The sequence below is a fragment of the Delftia sp. NA_296.1 genome (genome assembly GCF_052692095.1).
This window is the reverse complement of record NZ_JBQZGF010000019.1, coordinates 1-22,856: the sequence shown is the minus strand read 5'-3', so window position 1 is coordinate 22,856 and position 22,856 is coordinate 1. Positions and strand designations below refer to the sequence as shown.

Below are 22,856 nucleotides of genomic sequence, written 5' to 3'. Positions count from 1 at the left end.
GCATACGCGCACCGCGATTCCCCGCGCAGGCGCCAGCCGAAACCCGCTTGCCTGCGCTTCGGCCCGGGCCTACAGTGGAAGCAACCGCGAGGGAGAGCACCATGAAGCCTCGAACCACGCCCGTCCACACGGATTTCCTCGGCGCCACGCAGGCCGCACGCCTGGTGGCGCAGGTCGGCGTTGCCGCCTGCCTGGCCGGCCTGGCCGATGCCATCGAGGAAGACTTCGCGCGCTGGCCCGATTTCGAGAAATCGGCCCGCATCGCCCACCATTCGCCCGGCGGCGTGATCGAGCTCATGCCCGTGTCCGATGCGCTCGACTACGCCTTCAAGTACGTCAACGGCCACCCGGACAACGCCGATCGGGACCTGCCCACGGTGATGGCCTTCGGCGCCCTGGCCGACGTGGCCACGGGCCTGCCGGTCTTCCTGTCCGACCTGACGCTGGCCACGGCGCTGCGCACTGCCGCCACCTCGGCGCTGGCCGCGCGCCGGCTGGCGCGGCCGGGCTGCCGCAGCATGGCGCTGATAGGCGCAGGATCGCAGTCCGAATTCCAGGCCCTGGCCTTCACCCACCTGCTGGGCGTGGAACGGCTGCGCATCTTCGACATCGATGTCCAGGCCATGCGCAAGCTGGTGGACAACCTGGGCCATGCGGGCATCGCGGCCCAGCGCATCACCTGCTGCGCCAGCAGCGCCGAGGCCCTGGAGGGCGCCGACATCGTGACCACGGTGACGGCCGCCAAGCACCGCGCCTGCGTGATCGCCGATGCCGACGTGCGCCCGGGCACCCACATCAACGCCGTCGGCGGCGATTGCCCCGGCAAGACCGAGCTGCCCCTGGCACTGCTGCGGCGCGCGCGCATCTTCGTGGAGTTCACGCCGCAGACGCGCGTGGAAGGCGAGCTGCAGCAACTGCCCGCCGACGCGCCCGTGACCGAGCTGTGGCAGGTCATCAACGGCCAGGCGCCGGGCCGCGGGCATGACACGGAGATCACGCTGTTCGACTCCGTGGGCTTTGCGCTGGAGGACTATTCGGCCCTGCGCTGGTTGCGCGCGCTGGCCCACGACACCGGACTGATGCAGTCGATCGACCTGGTGCCTGCGCTGGCCGACCCCCGCGACCTGTACCGGCTGGTGCGCGAGGCCGGGCAGGCAGAACGCGGCTTTGGCTGACACGGGGACTGCATACCATGGGTCCCATGAGCATGAACACCCATACGACCCCGCAGACCGCACGCGCCTTGAGACTCATAGGCGTGCCCACCGACATCGGCGCCAGCCGCCTGGGCAGCGCCATGGGGCCGGACGCACTGCGCGTGGCCGGCCTGGGCCCGGCGCTGCGCCAGCTGGGCTGCCAGGTGAGCGACATCGGCAATCTGGCAGGCCCGCCCAATCCGCAGACACCACCCGAGCAGGGGCTGCGCCACCTCGCACCGGCCCGTGCCTGGATGGACGCCGTGCACCAGGCCGTGGGCCAGGCGCTGGACGATGGCGAGCTGCCGCTGATGCTGGGCGGCGACCACAGCCTGGCCATGGGCTCGATCAGTGCCGTGGCTGCCCACTGCCGCCGACGGGGCCTTGCGCTGCGCGTGATCTGGCTCGATGCCCACGCCGACTGCAACACGCCCGATATCTCGCCCAGCGGCAACCTGCACGGCATGCCCGTGGCCAGCCTGTGCGGCCTGGGGCCCGCGGCGCTCACCGCGCTGTCCCAGGGCGGCGATCCGGCGCTGGCAGCCGCCTCGCTGTGCCAGATCGGCCTACGCAGCGTGGATGACCAGGAAAAGCGCCTGCTGCATTCGCTGGGCGTGGAGGTCTATGACATGCGCGCCATCGACGAGCTGGGCATGCGCGAGGTCATGCGCCGCGCGCTGGAAGACCTGGAAGGCAGCGACACCCACCTGCACCTGAGCTTCGACGTGGACTACCTCGATCCCGACATCGCGCCCGGCACCGGCACCCCCGTGCGCGGCGGCCCCAGCTACCGCGAGGCCCAGCTGTGCATGGAGATGCTGGCCGACACCGGACGCCTGGGCTCGATGGATCTGGTGGAGCTCAATCCCGCGCTGGATGTGCGCAACCAGACGGCAGAACTGGTGGTGGACCTGCTGGAGAGCCTGTTCGGCAAGAGCACGCTGGTGCGGGCCGATCGCTGAGGCCGCTCAGGCTGGCGAGAGCGAAACACGCCAGCCGTCGCCCGTTGCGTCTGTAGCGAGGCGCACGGGCACAAAGCGCACAGGCACAAAGCGCTCGATCACCTCGAAATTGCTGCGCGCATGCGGCGTCAGTTCCGTGCAGGTGTAGCTGGCACCACGCCCGCTGCGCCAGACGGCCAGCGCCAGCGGCAGGGCCCATTGGTCGGCCAGGTACGGGCCCAGGGCGGCCCGGCTGCCCTGGTGGCGGCGCACCTCGCGCGCCAGGTCATGCGCCACCTTTTCGGCGCTGACACCTTTCATGCCGAACTGCGTGAACACTTCGCTCAGGTGCTCATAGGCCAGCGTGGCCAGCAGCGCGTTGCCCGGCCCCTCGTTCTGGCACACGGCAGCCACCTGCAGCTGCTCGCCAGACCAGCCCAGGGCCTGGCCCAGATGGTCCAGTTCGCGCTGGGCCACCGCGCGTGGCAGCGCGGGCGCAAAGCATTCGGCATGGCTGGCCACGGGGGCGCCGCGTTCGGTGATATCGAAAGGCACAAGCCCATTGGTTGCCGGCGTGATCGTCACGTCCATCTCGCCGCCACCGGCCGGATAAAAGCCCAGCCGGCGCAGCCGCAGTTCACAGCGCGCGCCCAGCCTGTGCAGCAGCGGCGCATAGCTGCGCTCCAGGAAGTGGAAGGGCGGTGCGGCCGGGTTGTGGGTGCCGCCGCCCAGGGTCAGGCGGCTTTCGCCGGTAGCCAGCATCAGCGCGGGCCACAGCGTCTGCAGCAGCAGGGTGCAACTGCCCGCCGAGGCGATCACGAAGCGGTACTCGCCCGCACGCACCGGCCCCGGCGCAAATTGCAGCGCCTGCGAATTCATCTCGGCGCCCTGCATCTGCGCGCCGCAGATTTCGGCGGCGGCATTGACGCAGGCCAGGTGCTGGCGCATAAGGCCCGGCTTGGCGCGCCCGGCACGGATGCGCTGCATGGCAAAGGGCTGACCCGTGCACATGGACAGCGCCAGCGCGCTGCGCAGCAGCTGGCCTCCGCCCTCCCCGGCGCAGCCGTCGATCTCGATCACTTTCATTTTTCTCTTTCATTCATTGCCGCCAAAGCGCGCCACGGCATCCCGCAGATAGCGGTCCAGCGGCGCCGCGTCGGCCTGCTCCCCCGGATCGGGCGCATGGGCCATGGCATGGGCCAGCTCGCGCTCCAGGAAATCATGGACCCGCACCCGGCGCGGCCCCTTGGCGGCCTCGCCCAGGCGCATCTTGAGCTCCAGCAGCTCATTGAGCTCGGCCAGCAGGCCTGCATCCTCCAGCGTGCCCGCCGCCAGCTGTGCAAAGCGCATGGGCGGTGCACCGCGCCCATCGCGTATCCAGCGCGCGGCCAGCAAAGGGCGCAGCACGTAGAAGTATTTCTTGTAGCGCACCACATCGCCCTGCAGGTGGGCGCGCAGGTTCTTGCGCGCCATGGCCACGTAGTGGTGGTAGCCGCGCACCGGCGAAAAGCCCTGCTCGGCCAGCAGATGCAGGCGCTCGGCCCAGGGCTGCTCCTGCCGGTAGACCACGGGCGAGCGCAGCCATTCGAGCAGCGTGGGGTTGGAGGCGCGCAGCAGCCCCAGCGCCTTGCGCAGCTCCCAGCCGCTGACATCGAGCTCGCCGCTGAGCGGCTGCTCTATGACATCGCGGCCCGGCGCCACGGTCAGATACCAGGGCAGGCGGTGGACATAGATGAAGCGCACGTCATAGTCGCTGTCGGGCGAGGCAAAGCCCCAGCCGCGGCTGCCCGACTCGCAGGCAAACAGCACCGTGACCTCGTGCCTGCGCTCCACCTCGACCAGGTTGGCCAGCACCGTGGCGCGCATGGCGTCGGAGACCGGATGCGCGCTCAATACCTTCTCTTCCCTCATGCTCTCATCCTGCTTTCTTTTCAATTGCCACGCCTCATAAGACTGGCAAGCCCCAAGCGAGGGACACCGAGGAAGGGCCGCCCCGCACCGAGGGTGTCGTCCCCCTCCCCCGCGAAGCGGGTAGAGAGGGGGAAGCCGCATAGCGGCTCAGGGGGTGCCTATCCTTTCACGCACACCACTTGCTTCAGGGTGTGCACCACCTCGACCAGATCCTGCTGCGCGGCCATGACCGCATCGATGTCCTTGTAGGCCATGGGAATCTCGTCCACCACATTGGCATCCTTGCGGCATTCCACGCCCTCGGTGGCCTTGATGTGGTCCTCCACGCTGAACATCTTCTTGGCCTTGGTGCGGCTCATCACGCGGCCTGCACCGTGGCTGCAGCTCTCGAAGCTCTCCGGATTGCCCAGGCCGCGCACGATATAGCTGCGCGCGCCCATGCTGCCCGGGATGATGCCCAGCTCGCCGCGCCGCGCGCTCACCGCGCCCTTGCGGGTGATGAACACGTCCTGGCCGAAATGGCGCTCCTGCTGCACGTAGTTGTGGTGGCAGTTCACCGCCTCCACATGCGACTCGAAGGGCTTGGCGATCACCTTGCGCACCGTGGCGATGAGGTTGGCCATCATCACCTCGCGGTTGCGCATGGCGAACTTCTGCGCCCAGGACACGCCGCGCACATAGTCGCCAAAGTAGCGGGCCCCTTCCTCGAAATAGGCCAGGTCCTTGTCGGGCAGGTTGCGCTGATGGAGTTCTGCGTCCTTCTTGGCCAGCTCGATGAAATGGGTGCCGATGGCATTGCCCACGCCGCGCGAGCCCGAGTGCAGCATGAACCACACGAAGCCCGCCTCGTCCAGGCAGATCTCGATGAAGTGGTTGCCACTGCCCAGCGTTCCCAGGTGCTTGCGGTTGTTGGTGTTGGCCAGGCGCGGATGCAGCTCGCACAGCAGGTCGAACTCATCGGCCAGCGTGGCCCAGACCTGGTCCACCGACACGGGCGGGTTCTCCCAGCTGCCGGGATCACGGCCCCGGTGGCGCGGCACCGAGCCATGCGGCACGGCCTGCTCTATCGCCGAGCGCAGCGGGCCCAGGTTGTCGGGCAGGTCCTCGGCGCGCAGCGTGGTCTTGGCAGCCATCATTCCGCAGCCGATGTCCACGCCCACGGCCGCCGGGATGATGGCCTTGATGGTCGGGATCACCGAGCCCACGGTGGCGCCTATGCCCAGGTGCACATCGGGCATGGCCGCGACATGCTTGAACACCACGGGCAGGCGCGCGGCGTTCTCCAGCTGCTTGCGCGCCTCGTCCTCCACGGGCACGCCCTTGGTCCACATCTTGATGGGGACGCCGTTTTCCACGTTGTGTTGCAGGTAGTTCATTGCGTTGTCCTTCAGTCTTCTTGTCTGTTCGTCTTGTTTAGGTCTTGCTGCCGCGCGGCTCATCCACGCATCAGGCGAGACAGGTCCCGCTTGCGGATGGCGCTGCCCAGGCTTTGATAGTCCCGCAGCGGGAATTCATGCTCCAGCCAGCGCTTTCTGTATTCCTCTACACCCATGCCGCAATAAATACCGTCCAGCACGCGGTACACGCTGCGCACCACGTCCTCGCGGGCCACCTGCCCACGGGCCAGCACTTCATAGTCATCCATGGCGGTGATGCCCCAGCTGGCCCAGTCCGCGTACTGCCGCAGCTCGTATGAAAGGGTGTCGCGGTCACCCTCCATGCTCAGGTGCACTTCGCCGGGCTCGTCCATGAACACGGCGGCAGCGCGGTGCGCGCCCTTGGCCAAGGCCAGCGCCATGGCGGCCAGATCACCCAGCGAATCATGCAGGTAGGACACGGCACACACCAGTTCCTCCTCGGGCGTGCTGAACTTCAACGTCGCCCAGCCCGCCTTGCCCACCTCATAGCTCCATAGTTCTTCGAATGCGGCCATGGCCGTACCTCTCTTTTGTTTCTTCGTTGTCCGTTGTGTCCCGACCAGCCTGCCGGTCAACGCATCTTCACCAGCCCGTTGAGCACCTGATCCAGCCCGCCGAACACGGAGATCTTGTCGATGCGCTCGGCCACGCGTTCCAGCGTCTCCAGCTCCTTCATGCGCAGGGCCACGGGGTTGTCCTCCATGACCTTGGCGGTGTTGAGCAGCGAGCGCGTGGCCGCCGTTTCCTCGCGGCGGCGGATCACGTTGGCCTGGGCCTGCTTTTCGGCCTGCACCACCTGGGTCAGGATGGCCTTCATCTCGCCGGGCAGCACGATGTCCTTCACGCCCACGCTCTCCACCACCATGCCGAAGGGCTGCAGCTTGGCCGCCATGTGCGCGGTCACCACGTCATCGATCACCGTCTTGTTCTCCAGCAGCTCATCGAGGGTGCGAGTGCCCACGGCGGCGCGCAGCGCGAACTGCAGCTCCCGGTACAGGTGCTCGGCGGGCTTTTGCAGCTGGGCAAAGGCGCGCAGAACGTCGGTGTGGCGATAGGTGGCGCTCAGGTTCAGGCGCAGGCTGACCTTGTCGCGGGTCATGATGTCCTGGCCCGAGACCTCGACAGCCTGCAGGCGCAGGTCCACCAGCTCCACGGCAATGCTGCGGCCGAACTTCCAGAACGCGTGGCTGCCGGCCTGCAGCAGGCGGTCCACCTTGCCGTCGATGGTCAGCAGCGCGCACTGGCCTGCGGGCACCTGCACCTGCAGCACGCCGTTGAGGCCGGACACGCTGCGCTGGCGCAGCTGCGTCTGGGTCAGGCGCGCCGCCAGGGCGGCGGGCAGCTCGGCGCCGGCCTGCAGGTCGACCACCTGCACGCTCACATCCACCAGTCCCTTCCAGTACAGGCGGCGCGTGCCGGGCGGCAGGATCTCGACCAGCACGCCGTTTTCGCTGCGCAGGCCCGCCTCGGTCTCGGACAGCTCCACGCGCAGGAATTCGGCGGCCACCACGGCGGGCTCCTGGGCCATCAGGTAGTCGGCCAGGCCGTGCGTGAAGGCGGGCTGCTCCAGGGCAAAGGTTTCCACGCGCAGCTGGTCGGTGCCGGCAAACAGCCAGTGCCGGCCGCTGTGCAGCACGCGCTCGAAATCGCCATTGCGCAGCAGCAGGGCGCGTTCGTTCTTCTTGACGGTGATGCGTTGGATCTTCAGCATTTCTTCTTCTCCTCGTTCGGCGTCTTCGCCGCAATCAATAGGGGTGCCGTTACAGCAGCGGCGGGGTTCCAGGGGGCACGGCCCGGGCCTTGCAGTGCGCCGTGGCGGCAACCCTGGAAACAGGTTGCAGCGTGGCTGGCTGCGGGCGCGGACCGTGCCGGGACCTGGCACAGCCGCCGCCGCTGACGGGTGGCGGCCTTGGGCTGCATCGCAACCCGGTGGCCACCTCCCGCGTTCGGCGGGTGGTCTTCCGACCGTTTCAATAGCCCGGCCTTGCGGCCGGAAGAGTGGACAGGAATCGAACCTGCGACAGTCCTCTTGCGAGGGTGCTCTACCAGACTGAGCTACCAGTGGCTGGCAAGCCTGGAGTCGAACCAGGCGTCCCTTGCGGGACGGTTTCCACAACCTTGCCGTTACCCAGCGCCTGCGGCGTGCGGCATGCGGGAAATCGACAAGCCCCTGGGGGCCCGGACTTCCGGCACCGGCGGGGCGGGCCTTTGCCCCAACCCCGGCCTGTGAGCGGTCACCGCTTGCACTGGATGCCTTGGTTATTGCGAGATGCGTGCCAGCCTGGCATCCGTCGCCAAACAATTCTTCAACCCATTGATTTATTTGGATAAATCTCAAATCACACTTTTCTTGATTTCTTATTCGATCCAAAGAAACTAGAATTTCAGCTATTCAACTAGACAAAAACATGGAAAAGAAAAAGGTCGTCATCGGCTTTCTGGGTACGCAGCTGGACTCCGGCAGGGGCGCGGGGCGCTGGGAAAAATGGCGGCCGACCCTCTCCCTCATGCAGCATGAGGATCTGGTGGTGGAGCGGCTGGAGCTGCTCTACACGCCGCCCCATCTGGCCCTGGCGCAGCTGCTGCAGGGCGACATCGCCACGGCATCGCCCGAGACCCAGGTGAACCTCGTGCCCATGGACATTGCCGATCCCTGGGATTTCGGCGAGGTCTATGCGCGGCTGTTCGACTGGACGCAGGCCTACCGCTTCGACCCCGAGCGCGAGGAGTACTGGACCCACATCACCACGGGCACGCACGTGGCACAGATCTGCCTGTTCCTGCTGGTGGAGTCGCGCCGCATTCCCGGCGTGCTGGCCCAGACCTCGCCACCCCGGCGCCAGCGCATGGGCGACCCGGGCAGCTATGCGCTGATCGACCTGGACCTGTCGCGCTACGACGTGATCGCCCAGCGCTTCGGCGCCGAGCAGAGCGAGGCCGTGCAATTTCTCAAGAGTGGCATCGCCACGCGCAATGCCGGGTTCAACGCGCTGATCGACGAGATCGAGCGCGTGGCCGTGCGCTCGCGCGCGCCCATCCTGCTCACGGGTCCCACGGGTGCGGGCAAGTCGCATCTGGCGCGGCGCATGTACGAGTTGAAGAAGGCCAGGCACCAGGTGCAGGGCGACTTCGTGGAGGTCAATTGCGCCACGCTGCGCGGCGACGGCGCGGCCTCGGTGCTGTTCGGCCACAAGAAGGGCGCGTTCACGGGCGCTGCGGCCGACCGCGCCGGCCTGCTGCGCAGCGCGCACCAGGGCGTGCTGTTCCTGGACGAAATCGGCGAGCTGGGCCTGGACGAACAGGCCATGCTGCTCAAGGCGGTGGAGGAAAAGCGCTTCTATCCCATGGGCAGCGACCGCGAGGTCAGCAGCGACTTCCAACTGGTCGCCGGCACGCACCGCGACCTGCGCATCGACGTGGCGCAGGGGCGCTTTCGCGAGGATCTGTTCGCGCGCATCAACCTGTGGTCCTACGCGCTGCCGGGCCTGGCCGGGCGCCCCGAGGACATAGAACCCAACATGGACCACCTGCTCGCGCGCTCGGCCGACGAGACCGGCCAGATGGTGCGCTTCAACGTGGAGGCCCGCGAGCGCTATCTGCGCTTTGCGCGCTCGCCCGAGGCGCTGTGGAGCGGCAACTTCCGCGACCTGTCGGCCAGCATGACGCGCCTGGCCACGCTGGCCGACGGGGGGCGCATCTCCGCGGCCCTGGTCGATGCCGAGATCCAGCGCCTGAAGTGGCTGTGGCAACGAGGCGATGCCGTGCAACCGGCCGGCGCCAGCCTGCAAAGCCTGCTGTCTGCCGAAGTGCTGGAGCCGCTGGATCTGTTCGACCGCATGCAGCTCGAAGCGGTGCTGCGCGTGTGCCGGGAGTCGCCTTCGCTGTCCGATGCGGGGCGCCGCCTGTTCGACCAGTCACGCACCCAGCGCAGCGTGGTCAACGATGCCGACCGCCTGCGCAAGTACCTGCTGAAATTCGGCTTGAAGTGGGATGCCGTGGCCGGCCGAACGCCATAGACACCACGATGGCGAGTTTGCGCGCCTGGGCTACAGCGCCTTGCGCAGCGTGGTCGGCGGGATCTTGAGCAACTCGCGGTACTTGGCCACCGTGCGCCGCGCGCATTCGATGCCCTGCTCCTTGAGCATGTCGGCGAGCTGGTTGTCCGACAGCGGCTTCTTGGGGTCTTCGGCCGCGACGAACTGCTTGATCAGCGCGCGCACGGCCGTGCTGGAGGCATTGCCACCGGCCTCGGTGCCCAGGCCCGAGCCGAAGAAGTACTTGAGCTCGTAGGTGCCCTGCGGCGTGGCCATGTACTTGGCCGTGGTCACGCGGCTGATGGTGGATTCATGCAGGCCCAGCGCATCGGCAATGTCGCGCAGCACCAGCGGGCGCATGGCCAGCTCGCCATGCACGAAGAAGTTCTTCTGGCGCTCCACGATGGCCTGCGACACGCGCAGGATAGTGTCGAAGCGCTGCTGGATGTTCTTGATGAACCAGCGCGCCTCCTGCAGCCGCTGCTGCAGCGCTGCATGGCCTTCGCTGCCCCTGTGGCTGCGCAGCGCGCTGGCATAGATGTCGTGCACGCGCAGCTTGGGCATGACGTCGGGGTTGAGCTGCACGCTGAAGTCCATGCGGCCCGCGCCGCTGCGCACGGGGCGCACGATGACGTCGGGCACGACGATCTGGCGTTGCACGTCGGCAAAGCGCCGGCCCGGGCGTGGCTCCAGCCGGGTGATCAGCACCAGCGCCTCGCGCAGCCGCTCCTCGCGCGCACCGCACAGGCTGGCGAGCTTGCGCAGGTCGCGCCGCGCCAGCAGGTCCATGGGCTGGGCGCAGATGTCCAGCGCAGTGCGCAGCACGGCCTGCCGGTCTTCGTCCTCGGCACTGCCGTTGCCTTCGCGCTCAGCATCGGCCAGCTGGTCGCGCAGTTGCAGCGTCAGGCATTCGGCCAGGTCGCGCGCGCCCACGCCCACGGGCTCCAGGCTTTGCAGCAGGCGCAGCGCCACGGTGAAGCGGTGCACCAGTTCCTCGCACTCCTCCAGATCGTCGCCCGCCAGGCCCTGTGCCAGCTCGTCGAGCGGATCTTCCAGGTAGCCGTCGTCGTTGAGGTTCTCGATCAGAAAGCGCAGTGCGGCGCGGTCCACCTCGCCCAGGCGCAGGCTCAGGGCCTGGCGGTGCAGGTGGTCGGTCAGGCTTTCGGCGCTGCGAGCCAGTTCGGTGGCATCGGCCTCGTCTTCCTCGCCCTGCCCGCGCGTGCGGCTGGAGGGCGCATCGCTGCCCCAGTCGCGGTCATCGTTGCCCGAGTTGGTCTGGCCGTCGCCTTCCCAGCTCAGGGACTCGGCCGTGCCGGAAGTCTCCACGGCATCGCCGGAGGATGCGTCCGCCGAGGGCTCCCACTCCACCGCCGCCGAAGGCTGGTCTGCGCGGCTTTCCTGGAAGGACTCCGTGGCCTCGGCGCCGGGCGCGGCAGGCTCGCGGGTGCCGGCGGCCGCATCGTGATCCCCATCCTCATTCGCCAGCTCCAGGAAGGGGTTGTCGCCGAGCATCTGCTCCACTTCCTGCGCCAGCTCCAGCGTGGACAGCTGCAGCAGCTGTATCGACTGCTGCAGCTGGGGAGTGAGCGAAAGATGCTGGGAGACGCGCAGCGACAGACCGGGCTTCAAGCGGCAGCTCCTTCGCGCAGACAGTCTCGCAGACGGGCCAAGCAGGGCATGGCGCTACATCCGGAAGTGTTCGCCGAGGTAGACACGCCGCACTTCGGCGTTGTCCACGATCTCCTCGGGTGTGCCCTGGGCGAGCACGTGGCCGTCGCTGATGATGAAGGCATGGTCGCAGATGCCCAGCGTCTCGCGCACGTTGTGGTCGGTGATGAGCACGCCGATGCCGCGCGCCTTGAGAAAGCCGATGATGCGCTGGATCTCGATCACGGCGATGGGGTCGATGCCGGCAAAGGGCTCGTCCAGCAGGATGAAGCGCGGCTGCGTGGCCAGGGCGCGCGCGATCTCGACGCGGCGGCGTTCGCCGCCCGACAGCGCCAGCGCAGGCGATGCGCGCAGATGGTCCACGCGCAATTCCTGCAGCAGCGCCGTCAGGCGCTCCTCGATGACGCTGCGCGCCAGCGGCCGGCCCTGCTCGTCCCTTTGCAGCTCCAGCACGGCGCGCACGTTGTCCTCGACGCTGAGCTTGCGGAAGATCGATGCCTCTTGCGGCAGGTAGGACAGGCCCAGGCGCGAGCGCTGGTGGATGGGCATGTTGCCCACGGCCTGGCCGTCGATGAAGATGTCGCCGCCGTCGCTGCGCACCAGGCCCACGATCATGTAGAACGAGGTGGTCTTGCCCGCGCCGTTGGGGCCCAGCAGGCCCACGACCTCGCCCTTTTTCACGGACAGCGACACGTCCTTGACCACCTTGCGGCTGCCGTAGGACTTGGCAAGATGGCGTGCCTGCAGGCTGCTGCCCTGGTCGGCGCGTGCAGTGGCAGCCGGGGCTGCGGCTTGCCCGCTCATCGCTTGGTACCGCCGAGGCTGTCCAGGCTGTTGCTGGGCTGCAGGGACGTGCCCGGCGTGCCCGCTGCGGGGGCGCGCGGCTGCGAGCCCGGCGTGCCTTCCTTGGGCGCCAGCACGGCGCGCACGCGACCGCCCTGGCCGGCCGTGGAGCTGGGCTGGCCACCGCTGGTCTTTTGCCCATCAACGGTGAACACGTCGGTGAGGTTGTTGTAGACGATGATGGAGCCGGTGATCTCGTCGCTGAGCTGGCCGCCGCGATAGCGGCGCAGTTCGCCGCGGCGAATGAACTTCACGAGGTCGGCCTTGCCGTCGTATTCGATGACCTCGCCCTCGCCTTCCACGAACTCCTCGGGCTGGCCCGGCACGGTATCGCGCTTTTGGCGGAAGAAGGCACGCTTGCCCGCCTCGGCCGTCACCACGCCGTACTGAAAGCCTTCAGGGTCTTGCCGCACGTCGAGCTGGGCGCCGCGCAGCACGATGGTGCCCTTGGTCATCACCACGTTGCCAGTGAAGACGCTGGTCTGCTTGAGTTCGTCATGGCGCAGCGCATCAGCCTCGATGTTCATGGGCTTGGTGCTGTCGGCCTTTTCGGCCTGGGCCATACCGGCGAAAGCCGCCAGGGCGGCGGCGAGCAGGAGGGAGGAAAGTCGTTGTTTCATGGAGGGCACGCTTCTTGCATCCATTGTAGGGGGTGTCGCGCGCAACCGTTCCTGGCGTCTTTCAACGCGCACGGAAAGCGCTGACACAAAGGCACAAAAAGAGGTTTCCAAAAGCGACAGGCCCGCACAATGGCGGGCCTGTCGCGGCTTGGCTGGGCCGAGGCCCGGGCCTCAGCCCTTGCGGCTGGTGGCGATCAGCTGATCGACCACGCGCAGCACATTGGTCATGTTGCCGGCCTTGGTGCCGTCGGTGTAGTAACGGCCCGCCACGCCCATGGCCGGCACGCCTTCCACGTCATAGTCCTGCTGCAGCTGGGTGGCCTTGCGAACCTGGTTGGAGACGCTGAAGGAGTTGTAGACCTCCTTGAACTTGGCCACGTCCACGCCCTGCTTGCCCACCCAGGCGAAGATCTCGTCGTCCTTGGCCAGACGGTTGCGTTCCACATGGATGGCGTGGAAGGCGCGCGCATGCATGGTGTCCAGCAGGTTCATGCCTTCGAAGGCGTAGTAGAGCTTTTGCTGGGGCACGAAGCTGGCGTTGAAGGCCACGGGCACGCGGTGCACGACCACGTCGGCCGGGGCCTGGTTCTTCCAGGCGGCAAAGGTGGGCTCGAACGCATTGCAGTGCGGGCAGCTGTACCAGAAGAACTCGACCACCTCGACCTTGCCGGCGCCGGCGCTGGTGGGTGCGGGCTTGGCCAGCTTGATGTAGTCCTTGCCCTCCTTGGGCGCTGCGGCCTGGGCCTGGGCGGCGGAAGTGCCCAGCGTCAGTGCGCTGGCAGCGGCTGCCGAGGCAGCCAGGGAAAAGTCGCGGCGATTCATCAAAACAAACTCCTCGTTCAATGCTGCAGGTTAGGAGGCAGGGGCCCGCCAAAAGTTCAGCGCTCTTGTTGCAACGCGCTTTCAGCGTGCGGCGCGCACCAGCGTGGACTCGACCCCGGCGCCATCGAGCTTTTGCTTGAGCTGCTCGGCATCGTCGCGCTTGGTGAACGGACCCACACGCACGCGGAAGATGGTGATGCCGTTTTGCTCGCGCTCGCTCACGCGCGCCTCCCACCCCAGCATGGCCAGCTTGGCGCGCTGCGCATCGGCATCGCCCTGGCTGCGGAAGGCGCCGGCCTGCACGAAGTAGTTGAAGGCGGCGTCGGCCTTTTCTGCCTTTTCCGCCTTCTCGGCGGCGGCGGAGCGCGACTTGACCAGGTCACCCAGCGGATCGGCCGAGCTCTTGCCATCGGCCTTGGTTTCGGGCTTGGCGGGCGGCTTGGCCGGGTCCACGGGCGCGGGTGGCGGAGTCACGCCTCCGGCCACGGCGGGCGGGGTGGGGGCGGTTGGCGCGGTGCTGCCGGGGAGGCTGGGCGTGACGGCGGCCGGTGGTGGCGGCGCCGGGTTCTTGCCCTGCAGCGGCGCGTTGGGGTCCCAGTTCTTGTTGCGCTGGGCCTCGGCCGCGTCCTGGTCGGCCGTCTTGCCGCCCTTGGAGAGAAAGGGCACGGGCACCTTGGTCACATAGACGGCGACGGCCAGGGCTGCTGCCAGCCCGACGATCATGCCGATGATGAGACCGATGACGGTGCCCCCACGTTGCTGTGTCTTCATAGATCGCTTGTCGCTCGAAGTTACATGCGTTGCGGGGCCGAGACGCCCAGCACTGCCAGGCCATTGTGCAATACCTGGCGCGTGGCCGAGATCAGCGCCAGGCGGGCGAGCTTGACCTTCTCGTCGTCCACCAGGATGCGTTCCGCGTCGTAGTAGCTGTGGTACAGCGAGGCCAGTTCGCGCAGGTAGAACGTCACGTCGTGCGGCGCATTGCCTTCTGCGGCCGAGGTCAGCATGGCCGGGTACTTGGCCAGCTGCAGCATCAGCGCCTGGGCCTGCGGGCCTTCCAGCGCCGACAGGTCCACGTCCTTGAGCGTGGCCGCGTCACCCCCCCAGGCGGCCAGCACCGAGCAGATGCGCGCATGGGCGTACTGCACGTAGTACACGGGGTTGTCGTTGTTCTGGGCCACGGCCAGGTCCACGTCGAAGGTGTACTCGGTGTCGGGCTTGCGGGACAGCAGGAAGAAACGCACCGCGTCCTTGCTGGTCCACTCGATCAGGTCGCGCAGCGTGACGTAGGAGCCGGCGCGCTTGCTGATCTTGACTTCCTCGCCGCCGCGCACCACGCGCACCATGGTGTGCAGCACATAGTCGGGATAGCCGGCAGGGATGCCCACGTCGGCGGCCTGCAGGCCGGCGCGCACGCGCGCGATGGTGCCGTGGTGGTCCGTGCCCTGGATGTTGACGACCTTGGAGTAACCGCGCTTGAATTTCTGGATGTGGTAGGCGACATCGGGCACGAAGTACGTGTAGTTGCCGTCCTGCTTGCGCATCACGCGGTCCTTGTCGTCACCGTAGTCGGTGGACTTGAGCCAGAGCGCGCCGTCGAGTTCGTAGGTATGTCCGCCCGCGATCAGGCGCTGCACCGCGTCCTCGACATAGCCGTTGGTGTAGAGGCTGGATTCGAGGTAGTACTCGTCAAAGTGCAGGTTGAAGGCCTGCAGGTCCTTGTCCTGCTCGTTGCGCAGATAGGCGACGGCGAACTGGCGGATGTTGTCGTAGTCCTCGACATCGCCGTTGGCCGTGAATTCGCGGTCGTCGGCCTTGACGGTCTTGCGGGCCACGAAGTCGTCGGCGATGTCCTGGATGTAGGAGCCGTTGTAGAAGGCCTTGCTTGCCGGATTCTCGGGATCGATGGGCCAGCATTCGTCACCGGGCTTGAAGCCCTTGGCACGCAGCTGCGTGCTCTTGGTCAGCGTGTCGATCTGCACGCCCGCGTCGTTGTAGTAGAACTCGCGGTGCACGCCCCAGCCCTGGGTGGCATAGAGGTTGCAGATGGCATCGCCCAACGCGGCCTGGCGGCCATGGCCCACGTGCAGCGGGCCGGTGGGGTTGGCGGAGACGAACTCGACCAGCATCTTTGCGCCACGGTCGGCCAGCCAGCCGAACTTCTCGGCCTGCTCCAGCACTTCGCGGATGATTTGCTGCTTGGCGGCGGGCTTGAGGCGGATGTTCAGAAAGCCGGGGCCGGCGATCTCGATGGCATCGACCCAACGCTGGAAGGACGGCGTGGCCTCCAGTGCAGCCTTGAGCTGCTCGCCCAGCGAACGCGGGTTGAGCTTGAGCGGCTTGGCCAGCTGCATGGCGGCCGTGCAGGCGAAATCGCCATGGGCAGCCACCTTGGGGGATTCAAAAGCGGCACGGGCACCGGCGCCGGGCGACAAAGTTTCAAGCTCGCCGGCCAGAGCCGCGAGCAGTTCCTGTTTGACGGAGAGCATCGGCGGATTCTACGTGGCAGGCCCACCCCATGCCGCCGGACAGGAAAACGGAGCCTACATGCCCCGCGCCCAGAACACCGCGACGACGGCGATCACGGGCACCACATGGGCCTGCCACATCACCCAGCGGCGCGTGCTGGCGACCTCGGCCGGCTGGGGCAGGCCCTGGCCGGCATCCAGCGCGCGGCGCCAGCGCCGGAAGGCCAGCGTGGGCTTGATCGACAGCAACGCGCCGACGACAAACAAAGTCATCTTCAGATGAAACAGTGGCTGCGAGACGTACCAGGACATGCCCTTGACGCCCCACACCAGACGGGCGATGCCGGTGAGCACCAGGAAGACCACGGCAAGGCCATAGATCATGTCCAGCCGAGCCAGGCGCTGCACCACGGCGGCGTTCATCCACTCGCTGCGGCACAGCGCCGCCTGGCTGGACAGGAACACCACGAAGGTGAGGATGGCCAGCAGATGGAGGCTGGCCAGGATGGCTTCTATCGTCATGGGGAATCCGTATAGAAATTGGGCCTCTTGGGCCAAGCGTCCATTACGCCAGAAACGGGGACTGCCATCGTGATGTCCGAGGCAATCGGTAGACCACTGCGGTCCGGTCAGCGCCCCAGTTCCGCGCGCACCCAGTCGTCCAGCAACGTCTTTTCGTAGCGCAGGGGATCGTTGGGATAGAGGTCCGGGCGCATCATGAAGCTGGCGTCGCGCAGCTGGCGGCTGCCTTCTCGCAGCAGCTTTCCATCGGCTCCCAGCAGCTTGAAGCGCAGGTCGATGCGCGGTGGGTAGATGTCGCGCACGATGCGCACATCGGCAGCCTGGGGCCCGCGCCAGGGCTCGAAGCCGCCTGCGCGCTGCACATCGGTGAGGTGAACTTCAAGCCGCTGGCCCTGGGGCAGCCTGGGCGCGGCACGCTCGGCCAGGAACTGGGCCAGCGCATCGACCCAGGCGCGGCGCGCCTTCTCGGACTCCTGGGGTCCGTTGCGCCCGGCGTCGAACCGCGAGGGATCGTCAAAGGTCACGCTCACGATGCCGGCAGGCACCGCGCCCTGCCGCATCCCGTCCGGCCGGCCCTGCCCCGGCCCCTGGACGGCGCAGCCCGCCACCATGCCCAGGCAGGCGGCTCCCAGCGCCATGCGCATCCAGCGCCGCCGTCCTGGGGCCGCACCCTGCGTTGCGGATACCGCTTTCGTCGCTATCGACACTGCCATGCTCATTCCTCCTTGCTGGGCGGCCCGCTCAGGCCGCGTGGGTACGCCGCCAGAAATCCGGCTGCTCGTAGTGGTGCTTGAGATAGTCGATCCACAGCCGCACACGCAGCGGCATGTGCTTGCGCTGGGGAAAGACGACAAAAATGCCATTGGGCGGCGCCGCGAATGTTTCGAGCACGGCCACCAGGCGGCCCGAGGTGATCTCGGCCTCGACCTCCCAGGTGCTGCGCCAGGCGATGCCCCAGCCGCCCAGGCACCAGTCGTGCAACACCTGGCCGTCGGAGCAGTCCAGCGGGCCGCCCGGCTTGAAGTGCACGACCTCGCTGGTGCCGCTGTCGGGATGGGGGATGCGAAAGGCCCAGCCACGCGTCTGCGAAGCGTCGCTGGACAGCGTCAGGCAGTCGTGCTGGGTCAACTCGCTGGGGTGGCGCGGCGTGCCCCGGCGCTCCAGATAGGCAGGCGTGGCCACGCACTGGCGCCGGTTGTCGGCAATGCGCACGCTGACCAGGGCCGAGTCGGGCAGATCGCCCACGCGCACCGCGCAGTCAAAGCCTTCGCCGGCCAGATCGACCACGCGGTCGCTGAGGTTCAGAGAAATCGTCACATCCGGGTGCAGATCCCGAAAGAGCGGCACCAGGGGCGCCACGTGCCGCCTGCCAAAGCCCGCCGGCGCCGTGATGCGCAGGTGGCCCGTGGCCTTGACCCCGCCCGCGCTGACACTGGCCTCGGCGTTGGACACATCGGACAGCAGGCGCTGGCAATCCTCAAGAAAGGCGCTGCCCTCATGCGTGAGGGAGATGCGCCGCGTGGTGCGCACCATGAGCTTGACGCCCAGGTGCTCTTCCAGGGCATCGAGGCGCCGCCCCATGATGGCCGGCGCCACGCCTTCCGCCTTGGCCGCTGCCGTGAGGCTGCCGCGCGTTGCCACCGATACGAATGACTCGAATGCCTTGAGCTTGTCCATGACCGCTGTCCGTTTCTTTTCCGTGTTCTTGTGGGGCATGCGACCGCACACCCGTCTCCTGTGACTCGCCTTTTTGCATAGTGGGCACTGGCTGTCCTCCATGTGCACCATGCATAGGGCTGCGCGCCAAAGCCGGCCGGTTTTGGCGCGCGCATAACCTTCCCACATTTTTGCGTAAAAGTCACGAGTTTTAAGATTTATGGTCTATTTATGTACGCAAATAAATCTAATAAAGTATTCCTTATAGTCAGGCCCGAAAAGGGTCTGCCAAGCCTTTCCATCCATCCAACCCGGGGTTCCCACCATGACCGATCGCACCCAAGCCCACAGCCTGCAGGTCGCTACAGAGCTGCACCGTTTCATCAATGAACAAGTGCTCCCGGGCACCGGTGTCGCTCCCGAGGCGTTCTGGAAAGGCTTCGACGCGATCGTCAACGATCTGGCTCCTCGCAATGCCGCCCTGCTGGCCGAGCGTGACCGCCTGCAGACCGAGCTGGACACCTGGCACAAGGCCCATCCCGGCCCCATCACCGACATGGCCGGCTACCAGCAATTCCTGACGCAGATCGGCTATCTGGTCGAGCAGCCCAAGGATGCCAAGGCCACCACCACCAATGTGGATGCGGAACTGGCCATCCAGGCCGGCCCCCAGCTGGTCGTGCCCATTCTCAACGCCCGCTATGCGCTGAACGCCGCCAACGCGCGCTGGGGTTCGCTGTATGACGCGCTGTACGGCACGGACGCCATCGGCGAAGACGGCGGCGCGGAAAAGGGCAAGGGCTACAACCCCGTGCGCGGCGCCAAGGTGATCGCCTTCGCACGTGATTTCCTGGACCAGGCGGCCCCGCTGGCCTCGGGCTCGCACAAGGATGCCGTCGGCTATCGCGTGGAAGCTGGCCAGCTGGTCGTCGCGCTCAAGAACGGCGGCACCACGGGCCTGAAGAACACCGCCCAGTTTGTCGGCTACCAGGGTGATGCCGCAGCGCCCTCTTCCGTGCTGCTGCTCAACAACGGCCTGCACATCGACATCCGCATCGACAAGACCACGGCCATCGGCCAGACCGATGCCGCCGGCGTGGCCGACGTGGTGGTCGAAGCCGCCCTGTCCACCATCCTGGACCTGGAAGACTCCGTGGCCGCCGTGGATGCCGAAGACAAGGTGGTCGGCTATGCCAACTGGCTGGGCATCCTCAAGGGCACGCTGACCGAAACCTTCGACAAGGGCGGCAAGAGCATGACGCGCGGCCTGAACGCCGACCGCGAGTACACGGGCGCCGATGGCAAGCCCGTCAAGCTGCATGGCCGTTCGCTGATGTTCGTGCGCAATGTCGGCCACCTGATGACCAACCCGGCCATCCTCTGGGGCAACGGCAAGGAAATCCCCGAGGGCATCCTGGACGCCATGGTTACCACGGCCATCGCCGTCCACGACATCAAGGGCCTGGGCGCCAACGGCATCCGCAACTCGCGCACAGGCAGCGTCTACATCGTCAAGCCCAAGATGCACGGCCCCGCGGAAGCCGCCTTCGCCAGCGAGCTGTTCGGCCGCGTGGAAAAGGTCCTGGGCCTGCCCGAGAACACCGTCAAGCTGGGCATCATGGACGAGGAGCGCCGCACCAGCGTCAACCTCAAGGCCTGCATTGCCGCCGCCGCATCGCGCGTGGCCTTCATCAACACCGGCTTCCTGGACCGCACGGGCGACGAAATGCACACCGCCATGTATGCCGGCCCCATGGTCCGCAAGGCCGACATGAAGGGCAGCGCCTGGCTGGCCGCCTATGAGCGCAGCAACGTGCTCGTGGGCCTGGGCCTGGGCCTGCGCGGCAAGGCGCAGATCGGCAAGGGCATGTGGGCCATGCCCGACCTGATGAAGGCCATGCTGGAGCAAAAGATCGGCCACCCCAAGGCCGGCGCCAATACCGCCTGGGTGCCCTCGCCCACGGCCGCCACGCTGCACGCCCTGCACTACCACCAGGTCAACGTGGCCGAAGTGCAAAAGCAGCTGGAGCAGACCAATGCCGACGCCGAGCGCGCCACCATCCTGGCCGACCTGCTGCAGGTGCCCGTGGTCAAGGAAGACAAGTGGAGCGCGGCTGAAAAGCAGCAGGAGCTGGACAACAACGTCCAGGGCATCCTCGGCTATGTGGTTCGCTGGGTGGACCAGGGCGTGGGCTGCTCCAAGGTGCCCGACATCCACAACGTGGGCCTGATGGAAGACCGCGCCACGCTGCGCATCTCCAGCCAGCACATCGCCAACTGGCTGCAGCACGGCATCGTGACCGAGGCCCAGGTGCGCGAGACCTTCGAGCGCATGGCCGCCGTGGTCGACCAGCAGAACGCGGGCGATGCGCTGTACAAGCCCATGGCCGGCCACTTCGACACCTCGATGGCCTACCAGGCCGCCTGTGACCTGGTCTTCAAGGGCAAGGAGCAACCCAGTGGCTACACCGAGCCCCTGCTGCACGCCTGGCGCCTGAAGGTCAAGGCAGCCGCCTGACACCTGGCGGCGCCCAAGGCTGCAAAAGCACCCAGGCTTGCCTGAGGTGCTTTTTTCATGGGCCTACACTCGGAACCACGATGAGTGCCCCTCCCCCCGATGCCAGCCTGTGTCCGCTGTGCGGCCGCAGCAATCAATGCGCCATTCTTGCGGGCGTTGATCCGCTGAACTGCTGGTGCATGGACACGCCGGTGGCACCCGATGCATTGGCCCGCATTCCGGAGCCCCTGCGCAACAAGGCCTGCCTGTGCCCCGCCTGCGCGCTTGGCACCGACAGGCCTCGACCGCCCGCGTCGGCCGATATGATGTCGCCGACCCAACCCCCTAGAACTTGATCCCTGAGGAGATTGACATGCCCACGTACCACGTCGAAATGATGGAAGGCCGCACCGTCGAACAAAAGCGCAAGCTGGTCGAAGAGATCACGCGCGTCTCGGTCGAAGTCCTCGGTGGCTCGCCCGAATCGGTGGACATCCTGATCACCGACATCAAGCGCGAAAACTGGGCCACGGGCGGCAAGCTCTGGTCCGAACGCAGCTGAGGACTTTTCGCTCAGTGCATGCAAAAGGCAGCTTTGGCTGCCTTTTTTCATGAAACCTGGTCTTTAATCCCGTATTTCCATGAGTGCCTGCAGTGCACTCCCAGCCACCGTCCAGGGCACAGGCATGGAGGCATCTGGCTTCCAGTGCCTGGCAACATCATCCATGGACACCTGCGTCAGGGCCACCTGGGTAGCCCCGGCGGCATGGGCCTGAACAGCCGCATCGGCCATGCACGCCACATAGCCGGCGACATCACCACTGCGAAAAAGAGCCCACGCCCCTTCAACACATTGCAGCTGCATGCGTTGATCTGCGTTGCCTTGCTGCAGTTCTCCCATGAACAGATTGCGCGTGGCTTCGTACGTCGTGGGAGCGGCGCACAGCAGTGCAATGCGCGATTCGGGGTCACTTTGCAAGGCAGCGGCCACCTTGCGGGCCAGCATGCCATCGGCACGCCAGACCTTGCCACTGCGGCAATCCGCCACGGCCGGGCCCAGGGTCGAGCAGGTCAGCAGCACGGCATCGATGTCGGCAGGGTCTGCCAGCGCATCGAGCTGCCCTGCCGTTTTCTGCCGAAGCGACGCATTCATGCAACCTGCAGCCTCCGCCTCCAACAGCAGTTCCTCATGCACCTGATGAACGATTGAGTGGGCCGGCCAGCCCAGTTCGGCAGCCGCCTGCTCGAAGATCACGGCGTTGCTGTGCGCCGTATGCAGACAGAGGATGGGCATGGGTATGTTCCGTTTTTTTGCCGTTGCCCCGCATTGTGCTTGCAGCTGCCGCGCCAGGCGTTAGGCTATGGCTTGAACTACGCAAACAACGATACCGCCATGTGCCAGCTGCTTGGAATGAACTGCAACACGCCCACCGACGTGCGCTTCAGCTTTTCGGGGTTCACCCAGCGGGCGGGCAATACCGGCGACCATACGGACGGCTGGGGCATCGCCTTCTTCGAGGACAAGGGCCTGCGCCACTTCGTCGGCTACGAGCGCGCCATCGACTCGCCCATCGCCAAGCTGATACGCGAGTACCCGATCAAGAGCCGCAACGTCATCGCCCACATCCGCAAGGCCACGCAGGGTGCGGTAAGCCTGCAGAACTGCCACCCCTTCGTGCGTGAACTGTGGGGCCGCAACTGGGTCTTTGCCCACAACGGAGATCTCAAGGGCTTCGCTCCCAAACTCCATGCCCACTTCCATCCGGTAGGCAACACCGACAGCGAGCAGGCCTTCTGCTGGATTCTTCAGGAGCTCTGGAAATCCCATGCCGGCCTGCCCAGTGTGCAGGAACTCACGCATACGCTGCGCGAACTGGCCAGGCGCATCTCGCCGCACGGCACCTTCAACTTCCTGCTGTCCAACGGCGAAGCGCTGTGGGCCCATGCCACCACACACCTGTGCTACATCGAGCGTCGCCACCCCTTTGCCCAGGCCCATCTGTCGGATGAGGACCTGACTGTGGACTTCGCGCGAGAGACCACACCACAGGACCGAGTGGCCATCATCGTCACAGCGCCGTTGACCAAGAATGAAACCTGGACATCAATCCAGTCGGGCGAACTCAAGGTCTTTGTACAGGGTGAATGCCTGCCGCTCTGAAGCACTGCGCATTCAGGATGAAAAAAGAGATCGCGTCAGCGCTCTCTTTTTTTTGGGATGTCCGTTTTGGATGTTCGGTTGGCTGTCCGTTTTGGCTGT

At 66.6% G+C, this 22,856-nt stretch carries 22 protein-coding genes; 7 read left to right on the top strand and 15 right to left on the bottom strand.

The window, feature by feature from the left end; all coding sequences use genetic code 11:
* The first annotated feature begins 101 nt into the window (after positions 1 to 101).
* On the top strand, positions 102 to 1,175 hold the full coding sequence (locus ACUTR7_RS28860) for an ornithine cyclodeaminase (RefSeq protein WP_012202614.1): 1,074 nt from the start codon (positions 102 to 104) through the stop codon (positions 1,173 to 1,175).
* A 17-nt stretch (positions 1,176 to 1,192) separates the two neighbouring features.
* On the top strand, positions 1,193 to 2,158 hold the full coding sequence (gene rocF, locus ACUTR7_RS28855) for an arginase (protein WP_445610378.1): 966 nt from the start codon (positions 1,193 to 1,195) through the stop codon (positions 2,156 to 2,158).
* Between the two features lie 6 nt (positions 2,159 to 2,164).
* Here rocF and rtcA read toward each other — a convergent pair whose 3' ends face one another.
* The 5 genes from rtcA to ACUTR7_RS28830 form a co-directional block, all read right to left on the bottom strand.
* Complete coding sequence (gene rtcA / locus ACUTR7_RS28850; RefSeq protein WP_445610377.1) at positions 2,165 to 3,223, bottom strand: RNA 3'-terminal phosphate cyclase; 1,059 nt, start codon at positions 3,221 to 3,223, stop codon at positions 2,165 to 2,167.
* Between the two features lie 9 nt (positions 3,224 to 3,232).
* Positions 3,233 to 4,048, bottom strand: a complete 816-nt coding sequence (locus ACUTR7_RS28845) for a nucleotidyltransferase domain-containing protein (protein ID WP_445610376.1) — start codon at positions 4,046 to 4,048, stop codon at positions 3,233 to 3,235.
* 158 nt (positions 4,049 to 4,206) lie between these two features.
* On the bottom strand, positions 4,207 to 5,424 hold the full coding sequence (locus ACUTR7_RS28840; protein ID WP_174549419.1) for an RtcB family protein: 1,218 nt from the start codon (positions 5,422 to 5,424) through the stop codon (positions 4,207 to 4,209).
* A gap of 59 nt (positions 5,425 to 5,483) precedes the next feature.
* Positions 5,484 to 5,981 carry a hypothetical protein gene (locus ACUTR7_RS28835; RefSeq protein WP_043820033.1) on the bottom strand — a complete coding sequence of 166 codons (498 nt, stop codon included), beginning with the start codon at positions 5,979 to 5,981 and terminating at the stop codon, positions 5,484 to 5,486.
* A gap of 56 nt (positions 5,982 to 6,037) precedes the next feature.
* Positions 6,038 to 7,177: a slipin family protein gene (locus ACUTR7_RS28830; RefSeq protein ID WP_046239905.1), complete on the bottom strand. Its 1,140-nt coding sequence runs from the start codon at positions 7,175 to 7,177 to the stop codon at positions 6,038 to 6,040.
* 697 nt (positions 7,178 to 7,874) lie between these two features.
* On the opposite strand from ACUTR7_RS28830, the gene rtcR reads away from it, so the two are divergent.
* On the top strand, positions 7,875 to 9,482 hold the full coding sequence (gene rtcR / locus ACUTR7_RS28825) for an RNA repair transcriptional activator RtcR (protein WP_445610375.1): 1,608 nt from the start codon (positions 7,875 to 7,877) through the stop codon (positions 9,480 to 9,482).
* A gap of 30 nt (positions 9,483 to 9,512) precedes the next feature.
* Here the strand turns inward: rtcR and ACUTR7_RS28820 are convergent, their stop codons facing one another.
* The 9 genes from ACUTR7_RS28820 to ACUTR7_RS28780 form a co-directional block, all read right to left on the bottom strand.
* Positions 9,513 to 11,129 carry an RNA polymerase factor sigma-54 gene (locus tag ACUTR7_RS28820; protein ID WP_445610374.1) on the bottom strand — a complete coding sequence of 539 codons (1,617 nt, stop codon included), beginning with the start codon at positions 11,127 to 11,129 and terminating at the stop codon, positions 9,513 to 9,515.
* A gap of 54 nt (positions 11,130 to 11,183) precedes the next feature.
* Complete coding sequence (gene lptB / locus ACUTR7_RS28815; protein ID WP_012202605.1) at positions 11,184 to 11,972, bottom strand: LPS export ABC transporter ATP-binding protein; 789 nt, start codon at positions 11,970 to 11,972, stop codon at positions 11,184 to 11,186.
* Positions 11,969 to 12,631, bottom strand: coding sequence for a lipopolysaccharide transport periplasmic protein LptA (gene lptA / locus ACUTR7_RS28810; protein WP_013804753.1), 663 nt, complete (start codon positions 12,629 to 12,631; stop codon positions 11,969 to 11,971). The genes lptB and lptA overlap by 4 nt, the downstream gene beginning before the upstream one ends.
* A 171-nt stretch (positions 12,632 to 12,802) precedes the next feature.
* Complete coding sequence (locus ACUTR7_RS28805; protein ID WP_013804754.1) at positions 12,803 to 13,453, bottom strand: thiol:disulfide interchange protein DsbA/DsbL; 651 nt, start codon at positions 13,451 to 13,453, stop codon at positions 12,803 to 12,805.
* 81 nt (positions 13,454 to 13,534) lie between these two features.
* Positions 13,535 to 14,224, bottom strand: coding sequence for an SPOR domain-containing protein (locus ACUTR7_RS28800; protein ID WP_012202602.1), 690 nt, complete (start codon positions 14,222 to 14,224; stop codon positions 13,535 to 13,537).
* Positions 14,225 to 14,244: 20 nt separating this feature from the next.
* A complete protein-coding gene (argS, locus tag ACUTR7_RS28795) occupies positions 14,245 to 15,942 on the bottom strand; it encodes an arginine--tRNA ligase (protein WP_445610373.1) in 1,698 nt (565 codons plus the stop codon).
* Positions 15,943 to 15,996: 54 nt separating this feature from the next.
* Positions 15,997 to 16,443 (bottom strand): DUF2214 family protein, encoded by a 447-nt coding sequence (locus ACUTR7_RS28790; RefSeq protein ID WP_012202600.1) that lies wholly within the window; start codon positions 16,441 to 16,443, stop codon positions 15,997 to 15,999.
* 107 nt (positions 16,444 to 16,550) lie between these two features.
* Entirely contained in the window at positions 16,551 to 17,156 is a 606-nt protein-coding gene (locus ACUTR7_RS28785) for a DUF3016 domain-containing protein (protein ID WP_071957015.1), read from the bottom strand.
* A gap of 28 nt (positions 17,157 to 17,184) precedes the next feature.
* Positions 17,185 to 18,120 carry a LysR family transcriptional regulator gene (locus ACUTR7_RS28780; RefSeq protein WP_013804758.1) on the bottom strand — a complete coding sequence of 312 codons (936 nt, stop codon included), beginning with the start codon at positions 18,118 to 18,120 and terminating at the stop codon, positions 17,185 to 17,187.
* Between the two features lie 304 nt (positions 18,121 to 18,424).
* Here ACUTR7_RS28780 and ACUTR7_RS28775 point away from each other — a divergent pair, with 304 nt between their 5' ends.
* The 3 genes from ACUTR7_RS28775 to ACUTR7_RS28765 all read left to right on the top strand — a co-directional run bounded on the left by ACUTR7_RS28775 (position 18,425) and on the right by ACUTR7_RS28765 (position 21,158).
* Complete coding sequence (locus tag ACUTR7_RS28775) at positions 18,425 to 20,617, top strand: malate synthase G (protein WP_445610372.1); 2,193 nt, start codon at positions 18,425 to 18,427, stop codon at positions 20,615 to 20,617.
* 80 nt (positions 20,618 to 20,697) lie between these two features.
* Positions 20,698 to 20,952 carry a cysteine-rich CWC family protein gene (locus ACUTR7_RS28770; protein ID WP_315533726.1) on the top strand — a complete coding sequence of 85 codons (255 nt, stop codon included), beginning with the start codon at positions 20,698 to 20,700 and terminating at the stop codon, positions 20,950 to 20,952.
* A gap of 17 nt (positions 20,953 to 20,969) precedes the next feature.
* Positions 20,970 to 21,158, top strand: a complete 189-nt coding sequence (locus ACUTR7_RS28765) for a 4-oxalocrotonate tautomerase (RefSeq protein ID WP_012202595.1) — start codon at positions 20,970 to 20,972, stop codon at positions 21,156 to 21,158.
* Between the two features lie 63 nt (positions 21,159 to 21,221).
* Here ACUTR7_RS28765 and ACUTR7_RS28760 read toward each other — a convergent pair whose 3' ends face one another.
* The gene (locus tag ACUTR7_RS28760) at positions 21,222 to 21,890 is read right to left on the bottom strand and encodes a hypothetical protein (RefSeq protein WP_445610371.1); all 669 of its coding nucleotides are present in this window, start codon (positions 21,888 to 21,890) and stop codon (positions 21,222 to 21,224) included.
* Positions 21,891 to 21,989: 99 nt separating this feature from the next.
* Here ACUTR7_RS28760 and ACUTR7_RS28755 point away from each other — a divergent pair, with 99 nt between their 5' ends.
* The gene (locus ACUTR7_RS28755; RefSeq protein WP_012202593.1) at positions 21,990 to 22,757 is read left to right on the top strand and encodes a class II glutamine amidotransferase; all 768 of its coding nucleotides are present in this window, start codon (positions 21,990 to 21,992) and stop codon (positions 22,755 to 22,757) included.
* Positions 22,758 to 22,856 lie beyond the last annotated feature (99 nt).

Excerpts from the sequence above, each read along its gene's own strand:
- ACUTR7_RS28840 (WP_174549419.1), bottom strand. The coding sequence starts at position 5,424 with ATGAACTACCTGCAACACAACGTGGAAAACGGCGTCCCCATCAAGATG.
- ACUTR7_RS28860 (WP_012202614.1), top strand. The coding sequence starts at position 102 with ATGAAGCCTCGAACCACGCCCGTCCACACGGATTTCCTCGGCGCCACG.
- ACUTR7_RS28805 (WP_013804754.1), bottom strand. The coding sequence starts at position 13,453 with ATGAATCGCCGCGACTTTTCCCTGGCTGCCTCGGCAGCCGCTGCCAGC.
- ACUTR7_RS28830 (WP_046239905.1), bottom strand. The coding sequence starts at position 7,177 with ATGCTGAAGATCCAACGCATCACCGTCAAGAAGAACGAACGCGCCCTG.
- ACUTR7_RS28800 (WP_012202602.1), bottom strand. The coding sequence starts at position 14,224 with ATGAAGACACAGCAACGTGGGGGCACCGTCATCGGTCTCATCATCGGC.
- ACUTR7_RS28780 (WP_013804758.1), bottom strand. The coding sequence starts at position 18,120 with ATGGACAAGCTCAAGGCATTCGAGTCATTCGTATCGGTGGCAACGCGC.
- ACUTR7_RS28770 (WP_315533726.1), top strand. The coding sequence starts at position 20,698 with ATGAGTGCCCCTCCCCCCGATGCCAGCCTGTGTCCGCTGTGCGGCCGC.
- ACUTR7_RS28835 (WP_043820033.1), bottom strand. The coding sequence starts at position 5,981 with ATGGCCGCATTCGAAGAACTATGGAGCTATGAGGTGGGCAAGGCGGGC.
- ACUTR7_RS28760 (WP_445610371.1), bottom strand. The coding sequence starts at position 21,890 with ATGCCCATCCTCTGTCTGCATACGGCGCACAGCAACGCCGTGATCTTC.
- ACUTR7_RS28790 (WP_012202600.1), bottom strand. The coding sequence starts at position 16,443 with ATGACGATAGAAGCCATCCTGGCCAGCCTCCATCTGCTGGCCATCCTC.
- ACUTR7_RS28785 (WP_071957015.1), bottom strand. The coding sequence starts at position 17,156 with ATGGCAGTGTCGATAGCGACGAAAGCGGTATCCGCAACGCAGGGTGCG.
- lptA (WP_013804753.1), bottom strand. The coding sequence starts at position 12,631 with ATGAAACAACGACTTTCCTCCCTCCTGCTCGCCGCCGCCCTGGCGGCT.
- rtcR (WP_445610375.1), top strand. The coding sequence starts at position 7,875 with ATGGAAAAGAAAAAGGTCGTCATCGGCTTTCTGGGTACGCAGCTGGAC.
- ACUTR7_RS28765 (WP_012202595.1), top strand. The coding sequence starts at position 20,970 with ATGCCCACGTACCACGTCGAAATGATGGAAGGCCGCACCGTCGAACAA.
- ACUTR7_RS28775 (WP_445610372.1), top strand. The coding sequence starts at position 18,425 with ATGACCGATCGCACCCAAGCCCACAGCCTGCAGGTCGCTACAGAGCTG.
- ACUTR7_RS28755 (WP_012202593.1), top strand. The coding sequence starts at position 21,990 with ATGTGCCAGCTGCTTGGAATGAACTGCAACACGCCCACCGACGTGCGC.
- rtcA (WP_445610377.1), bottom strand. The coding sequence starts at position 3,223 with ATGAAAGTGATCGAGATCGACGGCTGCGCCGGGGAGGGCGGAGGCCAG.
- ACUTR7_RS28845 (WP_445610376.1), bottom strand. The coding sequence starts at position 4,048 with ATGAGGGAAGAGAAGGTATTGAGCGCGCATCCGGTCTCCGACGCCATG.
- argS (WP_445610373.1), bottom strand. The coding sequence starts at position 15,942 with ATGCTCTCCGTCAAACAGGAACTGCTCGCGGCTCTGGCCGGCGAGCTT.
- lptB (WP_012202605.1), bottom strand. The coding sequence starts at position 11,972 with ATGAGCGGGCAAGCCGCAGCCCCGGCTGCCACTGCACGCGCCGACCAG.
- rocF (WP_445610378.1), top strand. The coding sequence starts at position 1,193 with ATGGGTCCCATGAGCATGAACACCCATACGACCCCGCAGACCGCACGC.